Origin of the sequence: Dickeya sp. CFBP 2040 (assembly GCF_012273755.1) — a bacterium.
Lineage (GTDB): Bacteria > Pseudomonadota > Gammaproteobacteria > Enterobacterales > Enterobacteriaceae > Dickeya > Dickeya poaceiphila.
This window is the reverse complement of sequence record NZ_JAAVXH010000042.1, coordinates 1-26,020: the sequence shown is the minus strand read 5'-3', so window position 1 is coordinate 26,020 and position 26,020 is coordinate 1. Positions and strand designations below refer to the sequence as shown.

Here is a 26,020-nt window from a genome sequence, read left to right as displayed (position 1 = left end):
ACGTCTGAACAACCTGTTTGTATCTGATGCGGGCAAGGCAACATGTCCATTGGTTCAACATACTTTCTTACTTAACACCGATGCATTGAAACACCAGGGAAACCATTATGTCTGATGCTGTAACTGATTATCTGCGCCGTCAGCGCGTGGTAAATGATGCGTTAATCGCCCACCGTGGCGCTTCTGCGTTGGCGCCGGAAAATACGCTGGTCGCCATGCACAAAGCCGTGCTTTGTGGCGCGAAGTGGCTGGAGGTGGATGTCAAACTAACCAAGGATGGTCAGCCGGTGATCATCCATGATGATCGGGTAGATCGCACCACCAACGGTCATGGTCTGGTCGCCGCGTTGACTCTGGCGGAGATTCGCCAACTGGAAGCGCGTGCGCAATTCGGTGAGGCATTTGCCGGTGTGACTATCCCGACGTTGCCGGAGCTTATCACCTGCGTGCTGGAGTTGGATGTGGGGTTGCAGCTCGAACTGAAACCAACGGCGGGAGATGACGTAGAAACGGCGGAAGTGGCGTTGGGGGTGCTGAAGATGTGGCCAGCCAACCGTCGTGATCGCCTGTTTCTGTCGAGTTTTTCCGTTCGTTCGATTCAGACGGCGGCGCGCTTGATGCCGGATGTGCCACGCGCCTTTGCTGTGGTAGTGCCGCCGAAAAAACCGGTAGCGTTATTACAGGAAACACATTGTCAGATATTGCACTGTCTGGCGGAACTATTGGATGACGAAGCCCAGCACATTTTGTCAGACAGTGGTATCGAATACGCGGTGGCGGTTGTTAATGACGCCGCTCAGGCCCGGCGCTTTCTGGACAATGGCGCTCAGACGGTGCTGTCTGATATTCCTGACTTGCTGGGCTAGTAACCGGAGGATGTGATGTCTGATTTGCAGTTGCGCTTTGAAACCGCCAATACCGTCATGGAAGAAGCCACGTTGTTGGCGAGACAGTTATTTGCCCGGCGTGACACTGTGGTGGTTGAACAGAAATCCGCCAATGATTTTGTGTCGGATGCGGATCGTCAGGTAGAGCAGTTAATCCGTGATCGCCTGCGGGAAGTGTTTCCTCAGGACGCGATTCTGGGTGAGGAAATGGGGGGCGAAGTCGGCGACAGTTTCTGGGCTATCGATCCGATAGATGGTACCACCAACTTTTTGCGTGGCTTGCCGTTGTGGGGGATTTCACTTGGCTACATCGAGAACGGGCTGGCGATGGTAGGGACTATTGCGTTGCCGATGATGAACCTGACGCTGTCTGCGGCAATTGGGTGTGGCGTATGGCGTAACGGAATGCCTTATCGCCGTCAGGTGCCATTCAGCGAAGTCCGGTTAGTGGCACTGGGTGAAAGCAATAATTGGCCTGCGGCGGAAGTGGCCATTCTGGATGGTTACCTGCGTGATGAGGGCTGGGCGGTGGCTCGTTATCGTTGCGCCACAGTCGGATTGAGTTTTGCCGCGTTGGGCTTTACTGATGGTTACGTGGAAAAAAACACCAGCATTTGGGATATCGCTGCCGGGGTGGTTATCTGTTCAGAAGCCGGACTGGTGGTGAAGTATCGGGGAAATTATGAGTCAGGGGGGATGCATGTCGCTAACGCTATCCCCGATGTTCAACAGATAGTGGAGCCGTTTTTCAGTCTCTGATGTACGTTTCCCCAAAAAAAGCACCGCCAGACTGGCGGTGCGGGGAGAGTGATGGTGCAGAAGCGGTTATTTATTGATGAATGACCGCGGTTTTGACGGTGCGGCAGCCAGCGCGGCCTGAATACGCATCGGGTTGAAATAATGACGCATCAGCCGAATGCGGTGATCGCTGGTGAATTCATAACGTATCGCCCAGTCGTAGCTGTAAGGGACACGGGTAGATTTGGTGATCCCTTGTTGACTGCCGTAAGCCATTGCCTGATTGTCGCTGAAGAAGACTTTTTCCACCACTTCGCTGCTGAATTCCACTGTCTGGCTCATCAGCGACCAGAAGCGTGAGAAACCTTCGTGACCATAGAAAACGCCGGTATAGGGGACATCTACCGGACCGGTCATATCCCACACCAGTTGTTCGCTCAGGCAAGCCAGCGCCATTTGCAGATCGCCTGCAATATAAGCCTGGGAGAGTTTTTCCAGCGTGGCCTGGTTGTTGGAGAACGTCACTGCCTGACTCTTGGACTGGAAGCGCGGCGGCGGCGGCGGGGTATACTCGAATGTCGGCGCCGCCCGATACGCGTTATCACCGGGGAACGGGTGGGTAACAATCGCGCGAAAATCTTCACGCAGCGACCCCATCGCCATTACCGTTGGGGTGAGTTTTAGTGGGCGACCAGACAACGCCAGTTGCAGGTTTTCCAGCAGTTCGCTGTAACGGCGGTTGAAACGCACAATCGCCTTGCGTAGCTCACCTTCCGGATAATCACTGATCTTGGCCGCACTATGGGTTTTGACTGCTTTATCCCATTCGATAGCCAGGGGTTCGCCGGTCGGGCCGCTGGCGATGGTGTCGCCATGCGCATACAGGCGTTCACAGTAGATTTCGTTGAATCGGTAGTAATGCGGCACATTATTTTCATCGCCTTGCCAAATATTGTGCGGCGAACCTTCGCCCTGATCGCAAATCTGACGCAGCGTTTTTACCGCGCTGTCCAAATCGACAACCGGCGTGATCTGGCCGTATGAGCCGTGACAGAATTGTTCCGATTCAATCTGACGTGTGGGATCGCCACAGAATACGGCTTTTTCGCCAAAGGATTCTACCGCTGCACGCAGGCGTGACTCGATGTAGATATAGTATTCGCCGATGGACATGTCACTGCAGACATGGCTGGCTACCACTTCCGGGCGGACATATTTGGGGTGTTCGATTTGCATCGCCTGATGTATGGCGTGTTGGGAAAACGGATGTAACTGAATTTCCATGTCTTCAATGCCGAACGGCAACGTGGCTGGGTAATCAGGCATGAAGCTGGGGCTATTGATCTCCGGTGTGCCGCCTACCGCGTTAAGCAAGTTGCCGACCATCACGAAGTGCAACATTTCTTCAATCACAACGGAGTGGATGACGTCGGGAACTCGCGGATCGATATCATCATCCACGGTATAAAGCATGGTCAGGTAAGGGGGAATGACCGCGTGCTCCAGCACCATGGCCTTTTGCAATAGATCACGGATGTCATCCAGTTCATGGGCCAAATCCTTGTGACTGTTTAATTTAACGTAGCCCTGTTCCCTGAATGTAGTTTCCAAATCGTGCTTTTGGGTTTGTTCGTTTAAGTTCATGGTGTTATTCCGTCTTAGTCAGTAACAGCAGTGACGAAGTGTGTAGTTAGTCTTATCTATTTATTCCTAGCATGAAACTTGAATATCATCATCTTTTGTAGCGTTTTTTTCGCGTTTAACGTGTGCTGGCACACATTCTGTCCAGTTCGGAAAGAATTGTGTGCGCTGCCCATAGCGTCAGCGCTGCCAGCGTCAGGGTTGGCGGCGCTGTTCCCATGCTAACCATGTTTCCGGCGCCTACCAGATAGAGATTCTTATGAATCCAGCTACGCTGCTGGCGATCAACCACCGAATGATGGGGTGAATTACCCATACAGTGGGTGCCGGCGATGTGTCCGGCGCCAACAAATGCCAGCGGCTGTCCCTGACAGGTAAAATAACCTGGTTCAGTGGGCGAATAGTGGCTGTGATCACGAATACCGATGTGCCGGAAAATCTGGCGCATGACACAGCCTGCGCGAGCAATGCCGGAGCGGGTATACAGCGATAAATCGTAGTGAATCACCGGGCGGTAATTGCCCAGCGCATCGCGGTAGTCAGGATGAATCGTTACCCGGTTATTGTATTCAGGCAGTTGTTCTACCAGACAGCGGGCGCTGAATTGCCGTGACAGCCGTTCACGCATCTGGCTACGTAAGCGGGGACCGCACAACGGTTCATCGAGTAGCTGTTCGACATCCTGATAGAGCGTGTTGACCGGCCAGCGCCAGCCGTCGTTGCTCAATTCAATGCGAAATGCCGCCCGATTCGCTCGCGCCGGGCCGCCTCGCAAGGCTTCAATTCCTGAGGTGGTGAGCGGGCCACGCATCGGCCACAACGGCATATCGGCCCGGCCCCATACCGGCAGTACCGGGTGGTCCATCAGATGCCGTCCTACCAGATCATTGCCTTTACAAGCGCCGGATGCCAGTAGCAGAACCGCATTGGCGATGGCGTTGCCGGCCAATACATAACGCCGGGCACTGACGGTATGTAGATGATGTAACGCGGTTTCATGGTGCACATAATGACGAAACTGGATGCCGGTAATAGCGTCTGTGGATGGGTCAATCAGCAACTTGTGTGCCACGCTACAGGTAAGAATATCCAACAATGCCGGATCGGCATCTTCCAGTGTTTTCAACGCATTGTAACGCGCTTGCGTTGGGCACAGCGGCGTGCAGTGACTGCTGCCGGTACAGCGTAAGCCGAGAGGCGAACCGCCTGCCGCACCGCGGGGGTGATAACCGTGGCCATGGTCATAACCGGGGTGGGGCACGCCATTACGGGCTGATGGGGTGCTGCGCAAAGGTAACGGTATTGAGCGCCCGTCTTCCATGATAACCATGTCGGTGAGGCGATGTGCCAGCTGTCGGTCACTCCAGGCAGGCGGCAGCCCTTGCATCGGATAGACATAATCTGGTGGAAAGCGAATGCCCAGATAAGCCTGCTCCTCCACATTGGCCGATACCCCCAGTTCATATTCGGCGGCCCGATACCAGGGTTCGAGGTCGTTATAACGCAGTGGCCAGTCCAGCCCGATGCCATAGCGACTTTGCAATTCGAAGTCTTCCGGCAGCATACGCATGGCGCTGCCAAGCCAGTGCAGCGAAGTACCGCCAAGTTGCCGGCAATAGGTAGAACTGAACGGCAATGGTCCCCGTTGCACCAGATAGCCGCGATCGTCATACCCATCAGGTATTAACGGGTGCAATGCCGTATCGTGCGGCACCGGTGCATTGACGTTATGTGGGCTGGGTACCTGATGGTTTTTATCCGCCCGTTGGCGATAGCGCTGCAGTGTATGCCGGTAGCCGGTGTAATGTTGATTCTGTGCGTCGCCGGCTTCCAGTATCAGGCAGCGTTTTCCCCCATGGGTCAGGGTTTTGGCCAACAGTGAACCAGCGATGCCGCCGCCGACAATCACCACGTCGTAATCAGTCTGTTCAGCCTGATGAGGGGTGACGAAATTCATTCGTGTGCTCCCCATTCAGCCGTCGGTGGTTCGGCCCAGGCGCCGAATTCCTGTTGACGGATAGCCTGAGGATGAGCATGGATGGCCTGCCAGATCAACGCTTCGCGCCAGGCGGCATCGCTAAGGAATGTGGCGGTGTCGTTCGGTGCCGGGCTAACGGGAACCCATTGTCCGGTATACCACAACCGCAACAAGCTGCGTGTGACCGGGCCGAGCGACGACGATGTCAGTACTGTGGCTTGCAGCCAGTTGAGCCGTATCGCTTCGTCATCCGGTTGTGCCGAAAAATCGTGCTGCAGTTGCCTGAACGGTATGGCAGCAGCCTGTTGCAGCCAGGTGAAATAGTCATGGGCCAGCCCAGTTCCGGTCAGCTCAAATCGGCTAAAACCGGTAAGCAGGGCGGAGAGCGTTAGAAAATCGTCGAATGCGGTGTCGGATTCACTACTGTTACTCATGATGCGTTACCTGTGCCATGTCGTGAACAGCCAAGAGAAAACCGCGCGTCTGTGTCAGGTATCAGACGTCGTGGAACGGGAAATGCATTATTTATCTCACTATTTATAGCAATCGTTTTACAGCGCCGTTAGCCGGTAAAGCGATCTCAGCAGCAGCCTGGTATGCCAGTACGGGGTTAGTCTGTATGTCTGGAACATACCTAACAGGTAACGGCAACCGGTATCCCTGGAAGTGGTGCCTTTACTGTTCTCTTTGGCAGAAAACAGAGCGGCATAAAGAAAGATGGTGGAAAAAGAACGGGGTGGCCTGTGTTCCTTTTTTGAATAAACAGTGTGTTTTAAACCGGGCGAATCAAAGAAAAAACATGACAATAACAATATTCGATACAACATGTGGTACAACTTTCGGAACAACAGTACGCACCCTGACTAAAACTATGACGTGAGCGCTGCATTTTTGCAAGATCAGCCTGATTTATAACGTGATGTTGTCGAAAGAATAAGCAAGGAAAACAATATAATTATTTGATTGCTTAACTTTTTGCACCATGGAATGGTGGAAGGCGGAGCGTAATGCTCCGCCCACGCGTTAGCCTTCAGTTGGTTTGATCAAACTGAGGATGGTTCCCAGCCGTTCACGCTGCTTGGGTTTGATATCACGACCAGCGGCGTAACCGGCGTTCTGGATGATCATCTCATTCAGGCCTATCAGCCAGTCATAGATGTAATACGCGGTATTGTTGACCGGTGTTGCCGATAACTTGGTCAGCCGTCGTGAGGAGCCAAAGTTGGCTGTCTGCTTCTCCGGTTTGGCAAAGATCTTGTTGCCTTTGTTGACGCGGCTATCTGGGCGCAGAGATTCCGATACTTGCTGAAAGCCCAGCCAGGCGACGAAGTCGCCGAGTACGTTGAGTGCACGTGACACCTGACGATCCGCCTTGCTTTCACGGTTAACCCCCAACTGCCCCGAATCCACCAGCATAATTTGTAGATCGTCCTCGATCCTCAATCGGACGCTGGCGGTGATCAACTCTTCCACCAACATTTCGATAGTGGGGCGATTGATGCCCAGCAATTCGATAATGGCGGTGTTTTCCGGCAGATTGCGCAGGTGGTTGACCCAGTACCGGTACAGATTACGGGCAAACTCTGTCTCGTAGCTGTGGTTTTCGGCTTGATCTTCATCGGTGTGTACCGGGGCGGCAAGCAGCGTTTTTTCTTCGCTGTCGGCTTGTTCGGTATCATTACTGAACAGGTCGATATCCAGTCCGACGCCAAACGGTTCGTAACTGACCAGTGGTACTGCTGTATCCGGTGTTTCCTGATAGGAGGCAAAGTTACGCTGTGGTTGCTCTTGCTGTTGCAGATACAGGCGGCGCAGCTCATCGCGGGAGGGCAGCAACCGTTCCAGCAATTCGCCGTGTACGCCGGTTCGGGTCTGCAACGCTTTGAGCATCGACTCAGCGATCCGTTGTTTGTGCGCCGGGTCATCGGCACCGCTTGGCTGATACCAGCTACCAAGCAGATTATCGGACAACTCACGCTGTAACTCGCTCAATTGTTCGTTGATGCGACCCAATTTGACCTCACGGCGAACTTCGGTATCCAGCCACGCGGCCATCCGGTTGATACCGCGCTTGTCCATTGCCAGCATAGTGCCCCAGGCATCACCGGGGTTGCCCACATAACGTTGTACCGCCTCATCGTTGTTTTGACCGTGGGTAAAACGCCGGTCATGGCGAGTTACCGCCCAAATCAGGCCGGGTTTACGGCGGCTGCGGATTTGCGGATTTTCCCCCTGAGTATGGCGTACCCAGAAATCCAACGCCCGACCAACATGGCGCACGTCCGCTTTGCAGGCGGCGGCAGTACAGACCATCAGTAGGTTCATTTCCTGATCGTCGGTATAGCGCTCCAGCAGATAGGCACGTTTGGCGCGCAGCAATGCACGAGACAGCGGGTGCGGTTTGAGTCGCAACAATCGGTCTGGATTCTCGTCGTCCGATTCGAATTCTGGCTCGTCCTGCAGGCTGAAACCTGGAAAATCGAGCAAATCGACCTGCCCGAACAGTGTTTCTTTGGGGGGCGATAACAGCGGAATCTGTACTTCAGCGGTCAGCATGATCAGTTCTGCCAGCGACAGCTCTACCGTTCTGGCGGCTCTGCCATTGACGATAGGGCGGACCTGCGCGCTGAGATCGGAAGGGCTGTTGAGGCGATCAAACTGATTGGCATTAAAAATGCCGCTGTCAGGTTGCAGCGCATCGTCTACCAGCAGGCTAATCGGCGCCAGTACTTTGCGTGCGCCGGACAATTGTTCCAGCGTGTGGGCAAAATGGCGGTAGAGTGAGGTATATTCCGCCCGCTCACCCCATAGAATCGAGAACAGGCTGGCGCGGTCATCAATACCGAGGTGCGGTGCCAGTTCGACCGCCAGCGGCCAGAATTTTCGCTCCAGTGGTTTTTGCCGCCGGGCGTCATGGCGCATCAGGTAATCCCATATCGCAACCACATCATCGCTGCTCAGCCCGGCTACGGGTTCCTGCTGGCGATGCCGCGACAGGGTTTTCAGGTGTTCGGCAATATGTTGCTCATCAAGTTCCGGCGCATTGTTCTGACTATCGTCCAGTATGAAAGCGTAGGCCATAATACGGGCGATGTCGGCTTCGTTAAGCAGTTGGAGTTGCACCGGGTTCGGGGTATTTTTGCCTTCAGCCTGCCGGGTAAAACGGGTGACAAAGGCCGGTTGCTGGTTATCTGGATTAATATTTTTCTGGTAATCCAGCGTCACACCGCCGACGGAGGTTTCGATGCGCCCGTTTTCTCCGCCAGCCAGTGAGGTCAGCAGGTAGGTTTTGCCGCCTTGCGCCAGCCCGAACATCCCCATGGCGATCTCTTTGAGTGATGAGTCAGACAACCCGCGGGCTTTGTTGCGGCAACGCCGCAATTTGATGATGAGCCTATCGGCTTCCATGTCCAGGCGGGGAACGTTACGCCGGGTTTCCTCCACCCAGGTGATCGCCTGATCCACACCTTGCGAAACGGATTGCAACTGGCGGCTGAGGCGGCTCGACAACTGTTTGGGCGTTAATGGTTTCATTTCTTGAAGACGCTCCCGCTATCGATCCAATAGTGTGCCGTGCCGGAAACCGTGCTGGACAAGGTATTCAGTTTTAACCTCAATTGATGTGGTGAAATGGTATGCCCGGAGCCTAGCACCGCATTGGCTATCTCGAAACGTTCTGGCGTCAGGTTATCGTCGCCCGGCACCACTTTCAGTCGTACATGCAGTACGCTGTCACCGGCGACCTTGCGAGCCAACTCCGGATCAACAATCGACAGCGAGTAGAGCGGCGAGGCGGGCCAGCGTTCGTTATCCAACTGGCGGAAACCGAGACACAGTGAACCACGTACTTCGAAACCGCTCTGATCGTCCAGCGTGAAATCCGCATCATCCAGATCAATATCGTTATAGTAGACATTATCAGCGGTGAGCGTGTTCGTGCTGTCCAACATGCCGAGGTAACGCACCGTGGAATAGGGTTCGAAATCCCCGGCTTTGAAGTAAAAACCGGGCAGGCGCAGATCCAGCGCCAGCAGACAGAGCATCGCGCCCACCGCCGCGGTAGATTTCGGATTTTCAATACGACCGCGTTTGTTAAACGGATACCAGTCGCTGGTGTGATAACCGTCCAGCGACATCATGCGGTTAATCGGCAACGGTTGCAGGTGGCGGAACAACGCCTGAATGCCAGGGAAACGAGATGGCCGACCGGTCAGCAACAGCACGTCGCAGGCATACAGCGATACCACTTCCGACATCAGACGCAGATGCTGGGTAATGCTCATGCGGTTAGCCAGAAACTCGCTGTGCAGCTTGCCAAGACGCAGGATCAGCGGTACCTGCAAAATATCGAACGGGCTTTCTTCGTCCGGCAGCTCGCGCTGAATCTCGTTGTTAACGTATTCCAGCACTTTACGCGTCGGTGTTTGCAGCAGTACTTCACCAAACGTGGTGTCGATTTCCGCATTGAGATCGAGCGGGTCGAACTGCTCGTAGGCTTCCAGAATCGCCTGGCCGATAGGAATGAACATTTGCAGCGTCACCTGCTGGCGTAGCGTCAACTGGCCGTCCATGCGGCCTTCGCTGCCAAACAGTCGGGTCATCAGGTTGTCCGGGCTGGTGACGCCGGCTTTTTTCAGCGCGGCTTGCAATGCAGGCAACACATACAGCTGGATCACGTCCAGCAGTATGTCATCGCCGGCGACTTTAAACCCTTCACGAAACAGCAGGCGGGGGATGATTTTGACATTGCTGCCGACGCCGTCGTCCAGCCAGTATTGAGTAATCGCCAGGTCGGTGGTGCCGCCGCCGATATCAATAGACGCGATGCGCAGGGTTTTCCCCGGTTGCTCATCATCCGCCAATTCTTTGTCTGGCCGCGCCATACTGGCGAAGAAAGCTTCCGCCCGGCCACCAAAATTCACCTGTGCTTCGTTATAGAGGTACACCATTTGCCCACAGGTGGCTTCATCCCACTCCATCTGGACTTCCGGCACCGGCACGCTGCTGTGGCGCTTGTCGTCTGCCGCCAGGAAATCTTCATCGGCGGGGTGCCAGCCCATCGCTTTCCATACCAGCCCTATCGCTTCGATCATGCGGCGGCGGAAGATCTCGCGCTCCGGTTTGGGCATCGCCGAGGGCAGCGTCAGAATAATATTGCGCAACTGCCGCGGCGCGTTGGTGTGAATCATTTTCAGGCGCTGAGTGGCGCTGTTCATTTGCATCAGCGCCTGTGCCAGCAGTTCGGAGAGCATGAACGTCATTACCGAGCTGCGGCTGTAGTGCGGGTCAAATACCGGCAGACGTTCGTCCAGCGGCAGGCTGAACAACGGCTGGCCTTCATCGTTGACCAGCATGGTCAACGGCATGGCGGTCGCTAACGGTTCTTGCTGGCGCGGGCTGGTGGTCTGACTGAAACGCCAGCCTGGCGCGTACGGCTCTTCATCCCACAGATAACGTCGTGGGCTGGATATGCCGCTGGCGCCTTCGGTGCCCTGACGTTGCAGCGCCAGACGGCTGGCCTCGCGCCCGACACGGGTAATCGATGGCCAGACAAACGCATCGTCGCGTCCGCTTTCGAAGGAAAAGTTCTGTTTACCGAACCGCGCCTGTGCGAACTCCACCCGGCTGTCGAACAGTTCGTTGTACAGATAATGGGGCTGTTCCAAATCGCGGATCTGCAGTTCGTAGGTCTGCTTGAGACCGTTACTCTCGTCAGCGTGGTCTTCCACCAAAATTCCGGCAGTGTGGGAGTTGCCGACATCAAGAATCAGGTCCACATTGATGGCAGGTTCTTTCAGCGTACTGCTGGTGATACGAATCTCCGGCACATTTAACAGTGTCACCATGATATCCAGCAGATTCAGGTAATGCGCCTGATATTCGAACTCGCGCAGGTTCTGGCGAATATCGCGGGGCTTACGGTTTTCCACCGCCAGCGCCTGCTGGGAAAATGCTTCGCGTAGCCAGCCGTCCACCCAGGTCTGGTCGAGGAAATCGTCCAGTTCTTCACTGTGGTAAGCCAGTGTGAACAAGCGCCCGGCGTTGATGTCGTTTTCGCTGGGCGCCAGCGCTTCCAGATCGTGACTTTCCGGGTAAACGCGGGTATCGAACGCCAGACAAATGCGGTGAGTATTGCCGTCATCGTCTGGCTCAGCCAGTTCCAGCACTTGTACCCGCGCCCAGTTATCCGGGCCGCCCATGAAGGTGCGCGGTGGATTGAAGCGGAAGAAGGGCAGTGGCAACCACACGTTGCTCAACAAGTGCAGTGACTGTTCCAGCGTGTAGCTGGATTCCGGATTGACCGCTTCCGGCAGCACCTGCATTGCACTCGGCAATGTGTATTTTCCGTTGTGTTCGTTGTACGTCAGCCGCAGCAGCGGCCCGTTGGCGCTCTTGCGCACAAAACGATTAGCGAAGCCTGAACGCGCCGGCGTGAGCTTCAGTGCAAAATCAAGAAACTGAATACCGCTATTCTGAATCAGCGTAATCTGTTGTTTATAGTCTGTCAGGGTTGCCAGCATGGTTATTTGCTCTCACGCTTAATCGTCACCGGTAGCAAAGTATCGGCATCATAGCGGCCTTTACATTCCGCAGCCTCGCTCGATTCCTGGCGAGTACAGACGATTTCCGGCATGGGATAACGGGAACCATCGCTGCAGCGCGCTCGATAGCGGCTGTTGATCACCAGATTACCGGACTGATGCAACCCGGCTTCCACCTCGGCATGACAGGTCACATTCTCGCCGTAGGTAAAACGCACTCGGCCTTTGCCGTCTTTGATCTGGTAGCGGAGAACCGGTGGTTTACCGGTTAGCGGATTTTTCACCGACACGGTTGTCAGCCAGATGCCATCAAGGAAACGGATGGAACCGATTTTCACCGCATCGGCAGGCATCACCAGTGCACCCTTCGGTGCAGCGGCCAACACGGTGGGAGCTGTTGTTTCCGGTGCTTTTTCTGTTTTTTCTTCCGGTTTTTTCTGTTCGGCTACGGTGGTCTGCGGCAACAAGGTGGCGACATGCAGCGGCAGTTCCGGCTGCACAAGCGCCTCTGTTGGCGTTGCGCTCAGCGCACGTTTTTCCGGCTTGATAGCGGTGACGGCTGGTGGCGTGCTGCTTTCGGGCTGCGAGACGCAACCGCGGATCTGGAACGCCAGCGTTGCCAGCAGCGCGGCACCCGGCGCCAGCCACCAGATGTTGGTCCACATCCGGCGCGGCGCTGGCGTAGCTTGCACAGGCGCGACCGGCTCTGGAATATCTGCAATGATGACCGGTTCTGGTTCAACTGGTTGCGGCGGTTGCTCCGGTTCGGGATCGGCTACCTGAGTAATGACTTCCGGCAGTGGTTCCGCAACGGGTTCCGGGATTTCAACCGGCTCGACCGGACGCAGACACTCCAGCACATCAGCACGGGATTTTTTGCCCAGGCTGACGAATCCCCAGAAGGTGACAACCGGTTTATCATCCACCAGATAGACGTGATTGGAGCCAGGAAACTGGAACGCTTTGGATAGTAGCACCCCAAAGAGTTTCTGTGCCGGTTTGTCGGATTGACGCGCCCGTTCACTGATGGCGTCAACGGTGCTGAGATACTGTTCCAGAAGCGTCAACGCCTGTTCGCGTTGTTCGTCGCTGGCTGCCATCCAGGAGGTAATTTTACCGGAGAAGGGTGCATACCAGTCGATGCGGTCACCCTCTTCGTTCGGTTGCGGAATGGCCAGACAATCAGCGATAGGCTGTTGTTTGCGAAGACGCAGTGTTTCTCGTAATTGCAGCGCTGAAGCATAAACGGGTTGGCCGTTTTCTCCCAACGCAAGAAAATCGTCTAAATTTCCGCTGCGTAAAAATAATTTTGCCACGCCAAAGAGACCCTTTGTGATAAACCGTAAAGGCAGAAAATCATGTTCAATATCTGCGATTATAATTCTGATGAGCGCGAATCAAATACGTAAAGAAGTGACAAATATGACAAATATTTGCTCCATAAGCTCTCTGGGAAAGCAATATCGCATAAGTACGATGCGACTGGAACTAAAAAACCGGTCGCTGATGAGCCGCTAACACACCTGCGGAAAGCAGATGGCGAGTGTTCTGTGATGCTATCGACAATTTTATTTTAGATTAACCTTTCTGCGAGTACTTACTAAAAATGAATTTAGGCTTATGCTGCTGGAAAGAACTTCAGCTGGTATGGGCCTGGGGTATCCGGGTTAGGTGTGCAGTGGTTTTTCATTTAACGGGAGTAAACGATGTTTGCTATTACAGGAGCTACTGGCCAACTGGGCCGTCTGGTGATTGAGTCGCTGGCGAAGTCAGTACCGACAGCACAGATCGTTGCTGTGGTGCGCGACCCGGCTAAAGCCAATGGGCTGGCGTCGAAAGGGGTGCATGTACGTTATGGCGATTACGACCGACCGCAAACACTGGTCAAGGCATTAAACGGGGTAGATAAACTGCTGTTGATTTCATCTAGTGAAGTCGGCAAACGCGAAACGCAGCACAAAGCGGTAATCGACGCTGCCAAAGAAGCAGGGGTCAGCCTGATTGTCTATACCAGCCTGCTACATGCGGACACCTCATCGCTGGGGCTTGTGGTTGAGCATCTGGCGACGGAGGTGGCGCTGAAGGCATCCGGCGTTCCTTATGTGATTCTTCGCAACGGCTGGTATACCGAAAACTATGCCGCCAGTATTGCCCCGGCACTGGCACACGGGGCGTTTATTGGTGCCGCCGGCGAAGGCCGCATTGCTTCGGCGGCGCGTAGCGATTATGCGCAAGCGGCGGCTATCGTGCTGCAATTGAGCGGTCAGGAAGGGAAAATCTATGAACTAGCCGGTGATAATAGTTACACGCTGGCGGAATTTACTGCCGAGATCGCCCGGCAGAGCGGCAAGCCGGTGCAGTATGTCAACCTGTCACCAGCCGATTTTGCCAACGCGCTAAAAGGCGCAGGCTTGCCAGGAGGCATTGCCGATATGCTGGCTGATTCGGATGCGGGGGCGGAAAAAGGCGAGTTGTTTGATGATAAGAATGCGCTGTCAGCGCTGCTGGGGCGTCCGACAACGCCTTATGCCGAGGTCATTCGTAGTACGCTGGCATCGCTGTAATTTATTTTCATATCATGAAAAGTGGCGCGACAGATTACCGTCGCGCCACTTTTTATTCTGTGAATTTTCCCTACCGCCATGTTCTATCTGGTTTTTTTTTGTAACCTAGAAGCAGGGTAATAATTTGTCGATTTTTTTTTCGTATCGTTGTCTTTTTTTTCTATTTCACTAATCTATCTATATCTTCAGGTTATGCTGATTCTCAATTTGATAAACGCAATAACAAGGAACATTCCACAAAACGAAGGATTAGCGTTTAGCAAGTCGTTTATGAAAGTCACGGTTTGATCAACGGATGTCATCCCTACAAAGGACAACGCATCAGGCGTAAAACGAATTTTATGGAGGAAATGCTATGGCTTTATATAGTAAGAAAATCGATCTGTCTTCCGCATCATCTGGCGGTTATACCGGTGTGGCGGATGTCTATCAATTCTGGAATTATCACCACCGTGGGGATGGCAATATTGGCGATAAATCATCCTATACGCTGGAACAGGCGCGAGATCAAATAACCAGAGGCAATGTCACCTGGAATGGCGAAAACGTTTTCGGTAAACCTGCGGCACTGACTTACGCTTTTCTTCAGTCGGTTTCTGATGCCAACATGCCTGATAATTTCAAGGGTTTCGTCAAATTTAACGCTGCACAAATTCAGCAGGCCAAACTGGCATTACAATCCTGGGCGGATATAGCGAATGTGACTTTTACGGAAGTTAAAGATCCTCAACGCGCTACGATTAAATTCGGTAACTATACATTAACTTCGGATGGCTATACGGATAACGATAGTCAGGCATTTGGTTTCTATCCCGGTAATTGGAAGTGGGCTGGTTCAGCCTGGTTTAATTACAATCAGGCGGATAATCAACGGCCAGATATCAATGAATTTGGCCGTAATACGCTGGCGCATGAAATCGGTCATACGCTGGGGTTGTATCACCCTGGCGATTATGATTCTTCCGATGGCAATCCGGGCTATAAAGACGTGACCTACGCTGAAGATACCCGCCAGTTCAGTATCATGAGTTACTGGAATGAAAGTTATACCGGCGGTGATTTTCATGGTTATCATGCCGCTGCCCCGCTAATGGATGATATCGCGGCGATCCAAAAACTGTATGGTGCTAACATGACTACCCGCGCTGGCGATACGGTATACGGGTTCCACTCCAATGCAGGTCGTGATTTTTATACCGCGACCGACAGTAAAACACCGCTGATATTTTCCGTTTGGGATGCGGGCGGCAATGATACCTTTGACTTTTCCGGTTATAGCGCTAATCAGCGCATCAGCCTTATCAGCGAAACTTTTTCAGATGTCGGCGGATTAAAAGGCAATGTCTCCATTGCAGCGGGTGCGGTAATAGAGAATGCGATTGGCGGTTCAGGCAATGATGTGATTGTGGGAAATCTGTCTGATAATCGTATTGACGGCGGTGCGGGTAATGATGTGCTTTACGGTGATGGTGGCGCAGATATGTTAACTGGCGGGGCTGGTAAAGATATTTTTGTTTATGCTTGGGAAAAAGATTCACTCGCATCGGCACCGGATACCATTACTGATTTCCAGCGTGGCCAGGACAAAATCGACTTGTCCGCATTTAATAAGAATCATGACCTCCAGTTTGTCGAGCATTTCTCCGGCGCCGGAAACGAAGTGTTGTTGAATTGGGATGATCAATCTAATCAAACCAATATGTGGATGCATTTAAGCGGACACAGCACCGCTGATTTTATGGTTAATATTGTTGGTAAGATATTACAGCCGTCGGATTTCATTGTTTAAATACAGTGTGTTCGTTTAACGACAGTGTGAGTTTTTAACAAAAATAGAAAAAAATCTGTTATTTACAAGGCCATCAATAATGGCAGGCCATGCTTCATATGGATGAGCCTGCCATTATCAATATATTTAACCAGATAGCTTGAATCATGAATGGCGCGCTCTGATAACCGAATGATGGAAATATCATGAAAAAGCTGATTATTGCAACATTACTGAGTGCACTGAGTGGAGGATGTATGGCGAGCAGTCTGAGATTACCATCCGCAGCTGAGCTGAGCGGCGAGTGGGTATTGAGCAGCACGGAGCAGCACTGCGATATTCGGCTGAACACGGATGTGCTTGACGGCACTACCTGGACATTGACTGGCGACCACTCGTGCCTGCAGGCATTGCTGCCGCAGGCGCCGGTCGGCTGGCGACCTACGCCCGACGGTTTGACGCTGACGCAGGCAGATGGCTCGGCAGTGGCGTTTTTCAGCCGCAACCGCGATCACTTCGAACATAAGCTGACCGATGGCCGCGTTCGCACTTTGAAAAAGAAAGCCTGAAGGAGAGAGGCCTGCCGTGAATGTTTCTTCTGAGCAAGATCGTTCGTTATTCGGCGTACTGCGTCAGTTCCGCCGTAGTTTCTGGAGCGTCGGAATTTTCAGCGCCGTCATCAACCTGCTGATGCTGGCACCTTCGGTTTATATGCTGCAGGTGTATGACCGGGTGTTGGCGTCCGGTAATGGCGTCACTTTGCTAATGCTGACGTTGCTGATGGCAGGGCTGTGTGCCTTCATGGGAGCGCTGGAGTGGGTTCGCAGCCTGCTGGTCGTACGTTTAGGTACCCGTATTGATCTGGCGCTCAATCAGGATGTCTTTAATGCGGCGTTTGCCCGTAATCTGGAAGCAGGCGATGGTCGTGCCGGGCTGGCATTGACCGATCTCACGCTGTTACGCCAGTTTATTACCGGCAACGCCCTGTTCGCCTTTTTCGATGTGCCGTGGTTCCCGTTGTTTTTACTGGTGCTGTTTTTGCTACACCCGTGGTTGGGGTTGTTGGCTCTGGGGGGAACGGTGGTATTGGTCGCACTGACCTGGTTAAACCAGCGCCTGACCAGTCAGCCGCTGGCGGAAGCCAACCAGCAGTCGCAGCAGGCGACTCACCTGGCGGATGCGCAGTTGCGCAATGCCGACGTTATTGAAGCGATGGGAATGCTGAGCAATCTGCGTCGGCGCTGGCTGGCGCGTCATTATCGCTTTATTTCTCTGCAAAACCTGGCCAGTGAGCGTGCCGCCGCGGTCGGTGGGGCATCCAAGTACAGTCGCATTGCGTTGCAGTCGCTGATGCTGGGGTTGGGAGCATTGCTGGCGATTGAAGGCAAAATTACGCCGGGGATGATGATTGCCGGCTCAATTTTGGTTGGTCGGGTACTTAGCCCTATCGATCAACTGATTGCAGTATGGAAACAGTGGAGCAGTGCACGCATTGCCTGGCAACGTCTGACCCGGTTGATTGCCGCCTATCCACCGCGTTCAATCGGGATGGCGTTGCCTGCGCCGGAAGGGAATCTGAGTGTCGAACAGGTTTTGCTGCGATCAGCACAGGACAATGGCAAAGCTCGCTTGCAGAATATCCATTTTTCACTACGGGCTGGCGAAACTCTGGTGATTCTGGGGGCATCCGGTTCCGGCAAATCGTCGCTGGCTCGCTTGCTGGCCGGTGCGCAAGCGCCGACACAAGGCAAAGTGCGTTTGGATGGTGCTGATCTTAATCTGGTGGATAAAACCGTATTTGGGCCTGCCATTGGTTATTTGCCGCAGGATGTGCAGTTGTTCAGAGGAACGCTGGCGGAAAACATTGCCCGGTTTGGCGATGCCGTCGCGGAAAAAGTGGTGTCGGCAGCAAAACTGGCGGGAGTACATGAACTGATTCTGTCATTACCGAATGGCTATGACACGGAATTGGGCGAGGGCGGTAGTGGTTTGTCCGGCGGCCAGCGACAGCGTATCGGTCTGGCGCGCGCCATGTACGATGAACCTTGTCTGCTTATTCTGGATGAACCGAACGCCAGCCTTGATAGTGAAGGCGATCAGGCCCTGATGCAGGCGATTGTCGCGTTGCAAAAACGGGGTGCCACCGTGGTACTGATTACCCACCGTCCGGCATTAACCACGCTGGCGCAGAAAATTCTGATCCTTCATGAGGGTCAGCAGCAGCGTATGGGGTTAGCGCGGGATGTGCTGACGGAATTACAGCAGCGCAGCGCCGCTAATCAGGCCCGGATGAACGCCCCGGCTGCGATGCCGCAATGACAGGGATTAACTGATGACAAGCATGGATGTAACGACACTGGATGAAGTAAACGAAACGGCAATGCGTGATCGTGCCATTCGTGATGAAGAGCGGGCGTTACGGTTGGGATGGTGGCTGGTGTTTGCTGGTTTTGGCGGTTTTCTACTGTGGGCATTGCTGGCGCCGCTGGATAAAGGGGTCGCGGTCGCAGGCAATGTCGTGGTGTCCGGCAATCGCAAGGTGATTCAGCACATGCAAGGCGGGATTATTGACCGGATACAGGTGAAGGAAGGCGAGCGTGTTGCTGCCGGACAGATACTATTAACGCTGAATGAGGTCGATGCACGTACCACCAGCGAAGGACTGGGCGCCCAGTATGATCAACTGATTGCCCGTGAAGCCCGGTTACTGGCGGAACAACGAAACCAATCGTCGCTGGTGGAGACGCCGCGGCTGGTTCAGGCACGTCAGAGACCGGAAATGGCCACCATCATGGCATTGCAGGCAGACCTGCTGCGCAGTCGTCAGTGGGTGCTGAAGCTGGAAACCGAAGGGGTTCGCACCAGTATCGATGGTATGGAAACATCCCTTAGCGCATTAGAAAAAGTGATGACCAGCAAGCAGTCTGAGCAAACGGCATTGAACCAACAGTTGCAAGGGTTGCGGCCATTGGCGGCGGATAACTATGTTCCGCGCAATAAAATGCTGGAGACAGAACGCATGTTCGCACAAGTTAGCGGCGAACTAGCGAAAATTAGTGGTGAAGTGGGGAGAACCCGACGCGATATTCAGCAGCAAAAATTGCGTATCGCTCAACGCCAGCAGGAATACGATAAAGAGGTTAACAGCGAATTGTCGGACGTGCAGGCCAGGCTGAATGAAGTGATCAGCCAGCGTGAGAAGGCGGATTTCAATCTGGCCAATGTACAGGTGCGTGCGCCGGTTGCCGGCACCGTGGTGGATATGAAGATTTTCACAGAGGGTGGGGTGATCGCCCCAGGACAGGTGATGATGGATATCGTTCCTGAGGATCAACCTCTGCTGGTAGATGGTCGTATTCCGGTGGAAATGGTAGACAAAATCAGGGCCGGACTGCCGGTGGAATTGCAGTTTACTGCGTTCAGCCAGAGCACCACGCCGAGAGTACCGGGTACGGTGACCCTGCTTTCCGCTGATAGGCTGGTGGATGAAAAAGACGGTACGCCGTACTACAGCCTGCGTATTCAGGTGAGTGAAGAAGGCAAACGCTCGTTGCATGGGCTGGAAATTAAACCCGGTATGCCGGTACAGGGATTTGTCCGTACTGGAGAGCGGTCGTTTATCAATTATCTGTTTAAGCCTTTGATGGATCGTATGCATCTGGCGTTGACGGAAGAATAGCGGAAGGAATACATGCGAAGGACAGTGTTATTACTAGCAATTGTGTTATCTCTGTCGGGCGGCACTGCTCAGGCAATGGGGCTGCTGGATGCATGGGAACTGGCACTGCGTAATGATGCACAGCTTCGGGCTGCCGGTTTTGAGCGTGATGCTGGTCAGGAAGAGGTGGCAATTGGCCGTGCTGGATTGCTGCCATCGTTACAGTACAGCTATGGTGCCAATTACAGCCATTCCAAAGTGACACAACGAGATCGGACGCTGAATAACACGACCCAACGCGATTACGATAACTATGTCTCGACGTTGACGCTGCGTCAGCCGCTGCTGGATTATGCCGCCTGGGCACGTTACCAACAGGGGATTACCCGAAAACTGATGGCCGATCAGCGATTTCGTGATCGCAGTCAGGAACTGATGGTACGTTTGTATCAGTCCTGGAGCGAAGCGCTGTTGGCGCAGGAAAAACTGATGCTGCTGGATGCGCAGCGCCGCGCCTATCAGGAGCAACTGGTGCTGAACCGGCGTTTATTGGCAGCGGGTGAAGGAACGCAGACCGATCTGCGTGAAACGGAAGCACGTTACACCGTCACAGAAGCGCAGCGTATTGAGCAGGAAGATACGCTGGATGCCGCCATGACCACGCTGGAAAACATGCTCGGTTCACCACTACAGATTCATGATTTATCACCGTTGGTGCTGGAAGGGTTGCCGGATAATGTGACTGAAAACCGCTCGTTGACGCAGTGGCGTGAGCTGGCAGTTCGGCATAACGCGAAGCTGGCGGCGCAACGTGAAACTGTCGATTACAGTCGCTATGAAATTGAGCGTAACCGCGCGGGTCATCTGCCGACGTTGGATCTGGTCGCGTCCACCCGCAACAGCTTGTCGGAGTCCGAATATAACTATAATCAGAAATACGATACCCAGACCGTTGGATTGCAAGTCCGTGTGCCGCTGTATTCCGGTGGCGCTGTTTCCGCGTCAATGCGTCAGGCTGCTGCGGAATACCAGCAAAGTCAGGCTGAGCTGGATAATCAGACCCGCCAGACTTTCGCTGAGCTACGCCGCCAGTTCAATCTGTGTACCAACGGGGCTGCCAGAATCCGTGCCTGGCAGATGAGTGTGGCTGCGGCAGAGGAAACCATCCGTGCCACGCGGCAAAGCGTTGCGGGAGGAGAGCGTATCAATCTTGATGTGCTGATGGCAGAACAAGAATGGTACAACGCCAGACGCGAGCTGGCGGAGGTTAAATATCGTTGGCTTCAGGCGTGGCTGAATCTGCGCTATACCGCCGGTACGTTGAACGAACAAGATATGATGCAATTGGCTGCCTGGTTTCAACCTGTTGCTGCTGCTAATAAGAATAGGGTAAAGACGACACCCGGAAATAAAGCAAACTGATAATGTTTTTTCGTTAATTCGTATGACTGTCACAAAATTGATTTCCCAGGCTGTTGGGAAAGTGTAGTGCGTCATTAAATTCGCTGATTAGAATAATTTCTGACGCTGACGATTTAATGGCGAGATATATCACAAATAAAGCAGTGGAGTGCAAAAACAACCACTAAAGGTATTAAACAGGGTGGTATCACTATATCACTATCCTGTTTAATAAGATTTCTGCGGAAATCTTATTAATAATGTCATTCTGACAGAGCTTTGCCTGCTCTGAATAACAATGACAACATTCTGTTATGTTATCTCTGGAGGATTTTATGGAAAAAAATCTGCCGTTACGTCAAATTGATGCTCAAAACGCATTATCGGCAAATGCCAGTAGTACGTATAATTCCATTTATGATTTCCTGCATTATCATGATCGGGGCAATAACCTCACTGTCAACGGAAAAGCATCTTATTCTGCTGAACAAGCGACGTCGCAAATTACCCGTGAAAATGTTAGCTGGAATGGGAACAATGTATTTGGAAAATCAGCTAGTCTAACATTTAAGTTTTTGCAATCGGCCAGTTCAACTCCGGCTGGCGATACCGGCTTTGTGAAATTCAATGCAGAGCAGGTGGCGCAAGCGAAGTTGGCTCTGCAATCATGGTCAGATCTCGCAAATCTTACCTTTACCGAGGTGACGGGAAATAAATCAGCCAATATCACTTTTGGTAATTACACACGTGATGCGAGCGGCAATCTGGACTACGGCACTCAGGCTTATGCCTATTATCCGGGCAATTATCAGGCGGCTGGCAGCACCTGGTTTAACTATAATCAGTCTAATATCCGTAGTCCGGGGGCCGAAGAGTATGGTCGCCAGACATTTACCCATGAAATCGGTCATGCGCTGGGTTTATCTCATCCTGCTGAATATAACGCGGGTGAAGGGGATATCAGTTACGAGAATAGTGCTGCCTATGCGGAAGACTCCCGTCAGTTCAGCATCATGAGCTACTGGGATGTGGAAAGTACCGGCGGCGACTTTAGAGGTCACTATTCTGCCGGCCCGATGATCGATGATATTGCAGCGATCCAGAAGCTATATGGCGCCAATATGACCACTCGCACTGGTGATACTGTGTATGGCTTCAATTCCAATACTGATCGTGATTTCTATACCGCGACTGGCAGCAACAAAGCGTTGATGTTCTCGGTATGGGATGCGGGTGGCAACGACACGTTTGACTTCTCCGGTTATAGCAGTAACCAACGCGTCAACCTCAATGAAGGCTCGTTCTCGGATGTTGGCGGTCTGAAAGGTAACGTATCGATTGCACATGGCGTGACCATTGAGAATGTGATTGGCGGTTCCGGCAACGATCTTCTGGTGGGCAACAGCGTGGCTAACGTACTGAAAGGCGGTGCGGGCAATGATGTGCTGTACGGTGCTGCTGGTGCAGATACTCTGACAGGTGGCGCTGGCCGAGATACTTTTGTCTACGGTAGTGGTCAGGATTCCACCGTATCATCTTACGACTGGATTACTGATTTCCAGAAAGGCGTGGATAAAATTGACCTGTCTGCGTTCCGCAGTGAAGGCCAACTGAGCTTTGTGCAGGACCAGTTCACGGGCAAAGGGCAGGAAGTTATGCTGCAGTGGGATGCGGCTAATAGCATCACCAATCTGTGGCTGCATGAAACTGGCCACAGTTCGGTCGATTTCCTGGTACGTATAGTCGGTCAGGCGACGCAGGCTGACGTCATCGTATAATGAACGCCTAAAAATATCGTTCAGGGCAGTTCATCTGCCCTGTTTTATCATTTACATAGCATGGCGATGCGGTTTACTAAGATCATCGGCAGGTCGTTATGTTATTTTAGTTACAACATACAATAATCTGGCATACAACTTACCGGATTAGCATCTGCGATTCAGTCGTCGGACAGGGAAGTTTATTCAGGCTTACACGCAAATGCGTCACTCTGTTCAGCAAATGCCATATCAACGGTATGCAGGGGAGCAATTTCCCCTGCATAATGAAGTGTGAAGTGATTAGATGGCGATACGTCGGCCAATTTCGATTACCTGGTCGCCTGGCAACTGGTAATACTCCGTGACATGCAGACTGTTTCGCATCATCCAGGCAAACAGGTAGGACTGCCAGTGAGGCAGGGCATCGGTACCATCTTTGGCGACAATAGATTCATGGCCAATATAATAAGTCACTGACTCATGGTCGGTACAATTTTGTAACGGCGGCGTTTGTTTTAGCAACTCAGGAATATTCGGTTTTTCCATAAACCCATAATAAGCTACACCTTGCCAAAACCCAGGGTGTTTCTCTATCAAAACCAGCTTATCTTCCTGTCTTACCCTTGGTACATCAAGAACCTGAATTGTAAGAGAAATGATTTTTTCATGTAGTGCGTGGTTGCGTTTAACATGCCAACGCATGACTGGCGGAGCCACATTCTGCACACGGGTCAGAAATATGGCAAAACCTGGCACACGTGAAATCCCGTTCGCGGGTAACGACGACAAAAATTCGTCCACCGATTGTGTTTTTTCCACCACGGTTTGTGAAACACGAGTCGCGCCTCGACGCCAGATAAACATGATGCCGAAAATCAGAATGGCCAACAGCAGCGGAACATAGCCGCCATCGAATACTTTCAGCATATTGGCAACAAAAAACCCTACGTCAATAAAGATGAAAACAGCAGTAATGCTCAGGCTCAGCAGCCGATTCCAGTGCCAGATTTTCCTCATTGCCATATACAGTAGCAGCGTGGTCATCAACATCGTAATAGAAACCGCAATACCATAGGCAGCGGCTAGCCGCTCTGATGACCGGAAAAAAATGACCAGACTCAGCGTCACTGCCATCAATAGCCAATTCACGGTTCCCAGATAAATTTGGCCATAGCTTTGCTCTGCGGTTTGGGTGATCTTCATCCTGGGAAGCCAGCCTAACTGAATAGCCTGACGAGTCATCGAGAATGCACCGGAGATAATTGCCTGGCTGGCAATGATGGTGGCCAGGGTTGCCAGTACAATCAATGGCATTTGTAATGATGGCGGGCATAGACGATAAAAAATATTATTGCTGACATCAGCACCGGATAAAATAAACGCAGCCTGACCTGCGTAATTGAGTAGCAGGCAAGGCAGGGCGATGACATACCAGGCAATCCAGATAGGTTTGCGGCCAAAATGGCCCATATCGGCATACAGTGCTTCCGCCCCGGTGACACACAAAAATACTCCGCCCAAAATTAACAAGCCGATATGTCCATGGGTGACGAAAAACATCAGAGCATAAACAGGGTTCAACGCCAGGAGAACGGTTGGATAATTAATGATGCTTCTGATCCCCAACAGCGCCAATACGGCAAACCACAGCAGCATCACCGGAGCGAAAAATTGACTGATTTTAGCTGTGCCCAGCGGCTGAATGGCGAAGAGCAGAACCAGCAAAGCCAGCGTCAACGGCAGGATGTAGTTGGCGGTTTCGGGCAAGGCCAGTTCCAACCCTTCCAATGCTGATAGCACCGAGATCGCTGGCGTAATCGCGCCATCACCGTAGATAAATGCCGCGCCGAGCAGACCGGCGGCAATAATCCATTTCTGACGTTTGGGTTGGTTACTCTGTAGCAATGACATCAGTGCCAATACGCCGCCTTCACCTTTATTGTCGATCCGCATAGCGAATAGCGCATATTTGATCGATGTAACGATAATCAGCGTCCAAAACAAGGTAGAAAGCAGGCCCAGGATAGTGTCTGGCTGCGTGGTATCGTTAGCTAATTCTATTACGGTATTGAAGGTATAAAGTGGGCTGGTACCTATATCGCCAAAAACAATGCCCAGGGCGGAAATAGCCAATAATCCTGGTGATTTTTCTTGCTGTGTATGAGTCATATGCACATCCAGGTGAGGTTGGAATCAGGAAAACAGCTGTATAATCATAGTGTATGATGGTTATATTTATCTGGCTGTGACAGCGCCGTAATTCTGCATAACATGAGAAAATATAAAGAAGCGTAAAGTGATGCGAGGTGCAGTAAGGTGCAGCCTGGGGACGATGTGGGATATTTGAACCAGAACAGCACGATGCCGTTACCATTGAAGCTGGTGACGACACGCCAGACCGGTTTTTTGTGCATAAAAAATGACTAACTGACCGGAGGGGCCGAACAATGGGGGAGTACCACTGAATGTAGGGATATTGAATTTCGCACCGTGATTGCCCCATATGAGCCAGATCACATAACGGCGGATTCTGTCAGACAATGCTGGTGTACAGTCGAACTGCTGGCTGGACTGGTTGGGCAACACTACTTTGCTCACGATTCTGTCAGTAGTGTGTTTTATGCGTGGAATGCTATTTCTACTGTGATATGATTAATCTATTGTCCCATTAGGATTATTTCAATTGTCATTTTTTAATCTGGGTAGTCTCCAATATATTCGCACGCTATGGATTACTCTCGACGTTTATCCATTGAGTTGGACAATTTTCTTGTCGCTGGCTCAATTTTTGTGCATTAGCTACGGCACGAATGCTTATTGATAGAGACCGATTCAAATAAAAAATAACATGTAGCTTAATTTTATGGAATATATAACAAAGAGAAGTTAATAAAATGGAATGGCTCTATATAGCTAGAATTGTAGCAACTTTTGCTGTTATTGTTTTACATGTCTCTGCTTATACTGTGAGTTTGGCCGATATTGGGAATTTCTCCTGGTGGACAGGAAATATCTATGATTCACTGGTGCGTTGGTGTGTCCCTGTTTTTATTATGATTAGTGGGGCGCTATTGCTTTCTCCT

Annotated in this window: 17 protein-coding genes; 10 read left to right on the top strand and 7 right to left on the bottom strand. The window is 52.3% G+C overall.

All coding sequences use genetic code 11. From position 1 onward, the window contains the following. The first annotated feature begins 107 nt into the window (after window positions 1-107). Window positions 108-866, top strand: a complete 759-nt coding sequence (locus Dpoa2040_RS06095; protein ID WP_168640650.1) for a glycerophosphodiester phosphodiesterase family protein — start codon at window positions 108-110, stop codon at window positions 864-866. A 15-nt stretch (window positions 867-881) separates the two neighbouring features. Further along, window positions 882-1,646: an inositol monophosphatase family protein gene (locus Dpoa2040_RS06090; RefSeq protein WP_168640649.1), complete on the top strand. Its 765-nt coding sequence runs from the start codon at window positions 882-884 to the stop codon at window positions 1,644-1,646. A 66-nt stretch (window positions 1,647-1,712) separates the two neighbouring features. On the opposite strand, the gene Dpoa2040_RS06085 is transcribed toward Dpoa2040_RS06090, so the two are convergent. From Dpoa2040_RS06085 to Dpoa2040_RS06060, 6 genes are all read right to left on the bottom strand, one after another. Continuing rightward, window positions 1,713-3,269 (bottom strand): ferritin-like domain-containing protein, encoded by a 1,557-nt coding sequence (locus Dpoa2040_RS06085; RefSeq protein ID WP_168640648.1) that lies wholly within the window; start codon window positions 3,267-3,269, stop codon window positions 1,713-1,715. Window positions 3,270-3,384: 115 nt separating this feature from the next. Then, on the bottom strand, window positions 3,385-5,223 hold the full coding sequence (locus tag Dpoa2040_RS06080) for a GMC family oxidoreductase (protein ID WP_168640647.1): 1,839 nt from the start codon (window positions 5,221-5,223) through the stop codon (window positions 3,385-3,387). Continuing rightward, the gene (locus tag Dpoa2040_RS06075; RefSeq protein ID WP_042870578.1) at window positions 5,220-5,678 is read right to left on the bottom strand and encodes a hypothetical protein; all 459 of its coding nucleotides are present in this window, start codon (window positions 5,676-5,678) and stop codon (window positions 5,220-5,222) included. Before Dpoa2040_RS06075 ends, Dpoa2040_RS06080 begins: the two co-directional genes overlap by 4 nt. Before the next feature lie 589 nt (window positions 5,679-6,267). Further along, the gene (locus Dpoa2040_RS06070; RefSeq protein WP_168640646.1) at window positions 6,268-8,778 is read right to left on the bottom strand and encodes a putative virulence factor; all 2,511 of its coding nucleotides are present in this window, start codon (window positions 8,776-8,778) and stop codon (window positions 6,268-6,270) included. Further along, a complete protein-coding gene (locus tag Dpoa2040_RS06065; RefSeq protein ID WP_168640645.1) occupies window positions 8,775-11,765 on the bottom strand; it encodes a virulence factor SrfB in 2,991 nt (996 codons plus the stop codon). The genes Dpoa2040_RS06070 and Dpoa2040_RS06065 overlap by 4 nt, the downstream gene beginning before the upstream one ends. 2 nt (window positions 11,766-11,767) lie before the next feature. Then, window positions 11,768-13,102 carry an SrfA family protein gene (locus tag Dpoa2040_RS06060; protein ID WP_168640644.1) on the bottom strand — a complete coding sequence of 445 codons (1,335 nt, stop codon included), beginning with the start codon at window positions 13,100-13,102 and terminating at the stop codon, window positions 11,768-11,770. Between the two features lie 390 nt (window positions 13,103-13,492). On the opposite strand from Dpoa2040_RS06060, the gene Dpoa2040_RS06055 reads away from it, so the two are divergent. From Dpoa2040_RS06055 to Dpoa2040_RS06025, 7 genes are all read left to right on the top strand, one after another. Next, complete coding sequence (locus Dpoa2040_RS06055; RefSeq protein ID WP_168640643.1) at window positions 13,493-14,350, top strand: SDR family oxidoreductase; 858 nt, start codon at window positions 13,493-13,495, stop codon at window positions 14,348-14,350. Between the two features lie 355 nt (window positions 14,351-14,705). Then, window positions 14,706-16,139 (top strand): serralysin family metalloprotease, encoded by a 1,434-nt coding sequence (locus tag Dpoa2040_RS06050; protein WP_168640642.1) that lies wholly within the window; start codon window positions 14,706-14,708, stop codon window positions 16,137-16,139. A 185-nt stretch (window positions 16,140-16,324) separates the two neighbouring features. Continuing rightward, on the top strand, window positions 16,325-16,687 hold the full coding sequence (locus Dpoa2040_RS06045) for a protease inhibitor Inh/omp19 family protein (protein ID WP_210423844.1): 363 nt from the start codon (window positions 16,325-16,327) through the stop codon (window positions 16,685-16,687). 16 nt (window positions 16,688-16,703) lie between these two features. After that, entirely contained in the window at window positions 16,704-18,437 is a 1,734-nt protein-coding gene (locus Dpoa2040_RS06040; RefSeq protein WP_168640641.1) for a type I secretion system permease/ATPase, read from the top strand. A gap of 13 nt (window positions 18,438-18,450) precedes the next feature. Next, a complete protein-coding gene (locus Dpoa2040_RS06035) occupies window positions 18,451-19,797 on the top strand; it encodes an HlyD family type I secretion periplasmic adaptor subunit (protein WP_168640640.1) in 1,347 nt (448 codons plus the stop codon). Window positions 19,798-19,809: 12 nt separating this feature from the next. Further along, window positions 19,810-21,198: a TolC family outer membrane protein gene (locus tag Dpoa2040_RS06030; RefSeq protein ID WP_168640639.1), complete on the top strand. Its 1,389-nt coding sequence runs from the start codon at window positions 19,810-19,812 to the stop codon at window positions 21,196-21,198. Window positions 21,199-21,512: 314 nt separating this feature from the next. Further along, window positions 21,513-22,955, top strand: a complete 1,443-nt coding sequence (locus Dpoa2040_RS06025; protein ID WP_168640638.1) for a serralysin family metalloprotease — start codon at window positions 21,513-21,515, stop codon at window positions 22,953-22,955. A 282-nt stretch (window positions 22,956-23,237) separates the two neighbouring features. Here Dpoa2040_RS06025 and Dpoa2040_RS06020 read toward each other — a convergent pair whose 3' ends face one another. Then, window positions 23,238-25,106, bottom strand: a complete 1,869-nt coding sequence (locus tag Dpoa2040_RS06020; protein ID WP_168640637.1) for a potassium transporter Kup — start codon at window positions 25,104-25,106, stop codon at window positions 23,238-23,240. 725 nt (window positions 25,107-25,831) lie between these two features. Between Dpoa2040_RS06020 and Dpoa2040_RS06015 the strand changes: the two genes are divergently transcribed. Further along, window positions 25,832-26,020 (top strand): acyltransferase family protein (locus tag Dpoa2040_RS06015; protein ID WP_168640636.1); only part of this gene is annotated, 189 nt, incomplete at its 3' end.

Coding starts and splice junctions, on each gene's coding strand:
- Dpoa2040_RS06095 (WP_168640650.1), top strand. CDS start 108: ATGTCTGATGCTGTAACTGATTATCTGCGCCGTCAGCGCGTGGTAAAT.
- Dpoa2040_RS06065 (WP_168640645.1), bottom strand. CDS start 11,765: ATGCTGGCAACCCTGACAGACTATAAACAACAGATTACGCTGATTCAG.
- Dpoa2040_RS06085 (WP_168640648.1), bottom strand. CDS start 3,269: ATGAACTTAAACGAACAAACCCAAAAGCACGATTTGGAAACTACATTC.
- Dpoa2040_RS06030 (WP_168640639.1), top strand. CDS start 19,810: ATGCGAAGGACAGTGTTATTACTAGCAATTGTGTTATCTCTGTCGGGC.
- Dpoa2040_RS06070 (WP_168640646.1), bottom strand. CDS start 8,778: ATGAAACCATTAACGCCCAAACAGTTGTCGAGCCGCCTCAGCCGCCAG.
- Dpoa2040_RS06050 (WP_168640642.1), top strand. CDS start 14,706: ATGGCTTTATATAGTAAGAAAATCGATCTGTCTTCCGCATCATCTGGC.
- Dpoa2040_RS06075 (WP_042870578.1), bottom strand. CDS start 5,678: ATGAGTAACAGTAGTGAATCCGACACCGCATTCGACGATTTTCTAACG.
- Dpoa2040_RS06045 (WP_210423844.1), top strand. CDS start 16,325: ATGAAAAAGCTGATTATTGCAACATTACTGAGTGCACTGAGTGGAGGA.
- Dpoa2040_RS06035 (WP_168640640.1), top strand. CDS start 18,451: ATGACAAGCATGGATGTAACGACACTGGATGAAGTAAACGAAACGGCA.
- Dpoa2040_RS06025 (WP_168640638.1), top strand. CDS start 21,513: ATGGAAAAAAATCTGCCGTTACGTCAAATTGATGCTCAAAACGCATTA.
- Dpoa2040_RS06080 (WP_168640647.1), bottom strand. CDS start 5,223: ATGAATTTCGTCACCCCTCATCAGGCTGAACAGACTGATTACGACGTG.
- Dpoa2040_RS06055 (WP_168640643.1), top strand. CDS start 13,493: ATGTTTGCTATTACAGGAGCTACTGGCCAACTGGGCCGTCTGGTGATT.
- Dpoa2040_RS06020 (WP_168640637.1), bottom strand. CDS start 25,106: ATGACTCATACACAGCAAGAAAAATCACCAGGATTATTGGCTATTTCC.
- Dpoa2040_RS06090 (WP_168640649.1), top strand. CDS start 882: ATGTCTGATTTGCAGTTGCGCTTTGAAACCGCCAATACCGTCATGGAA.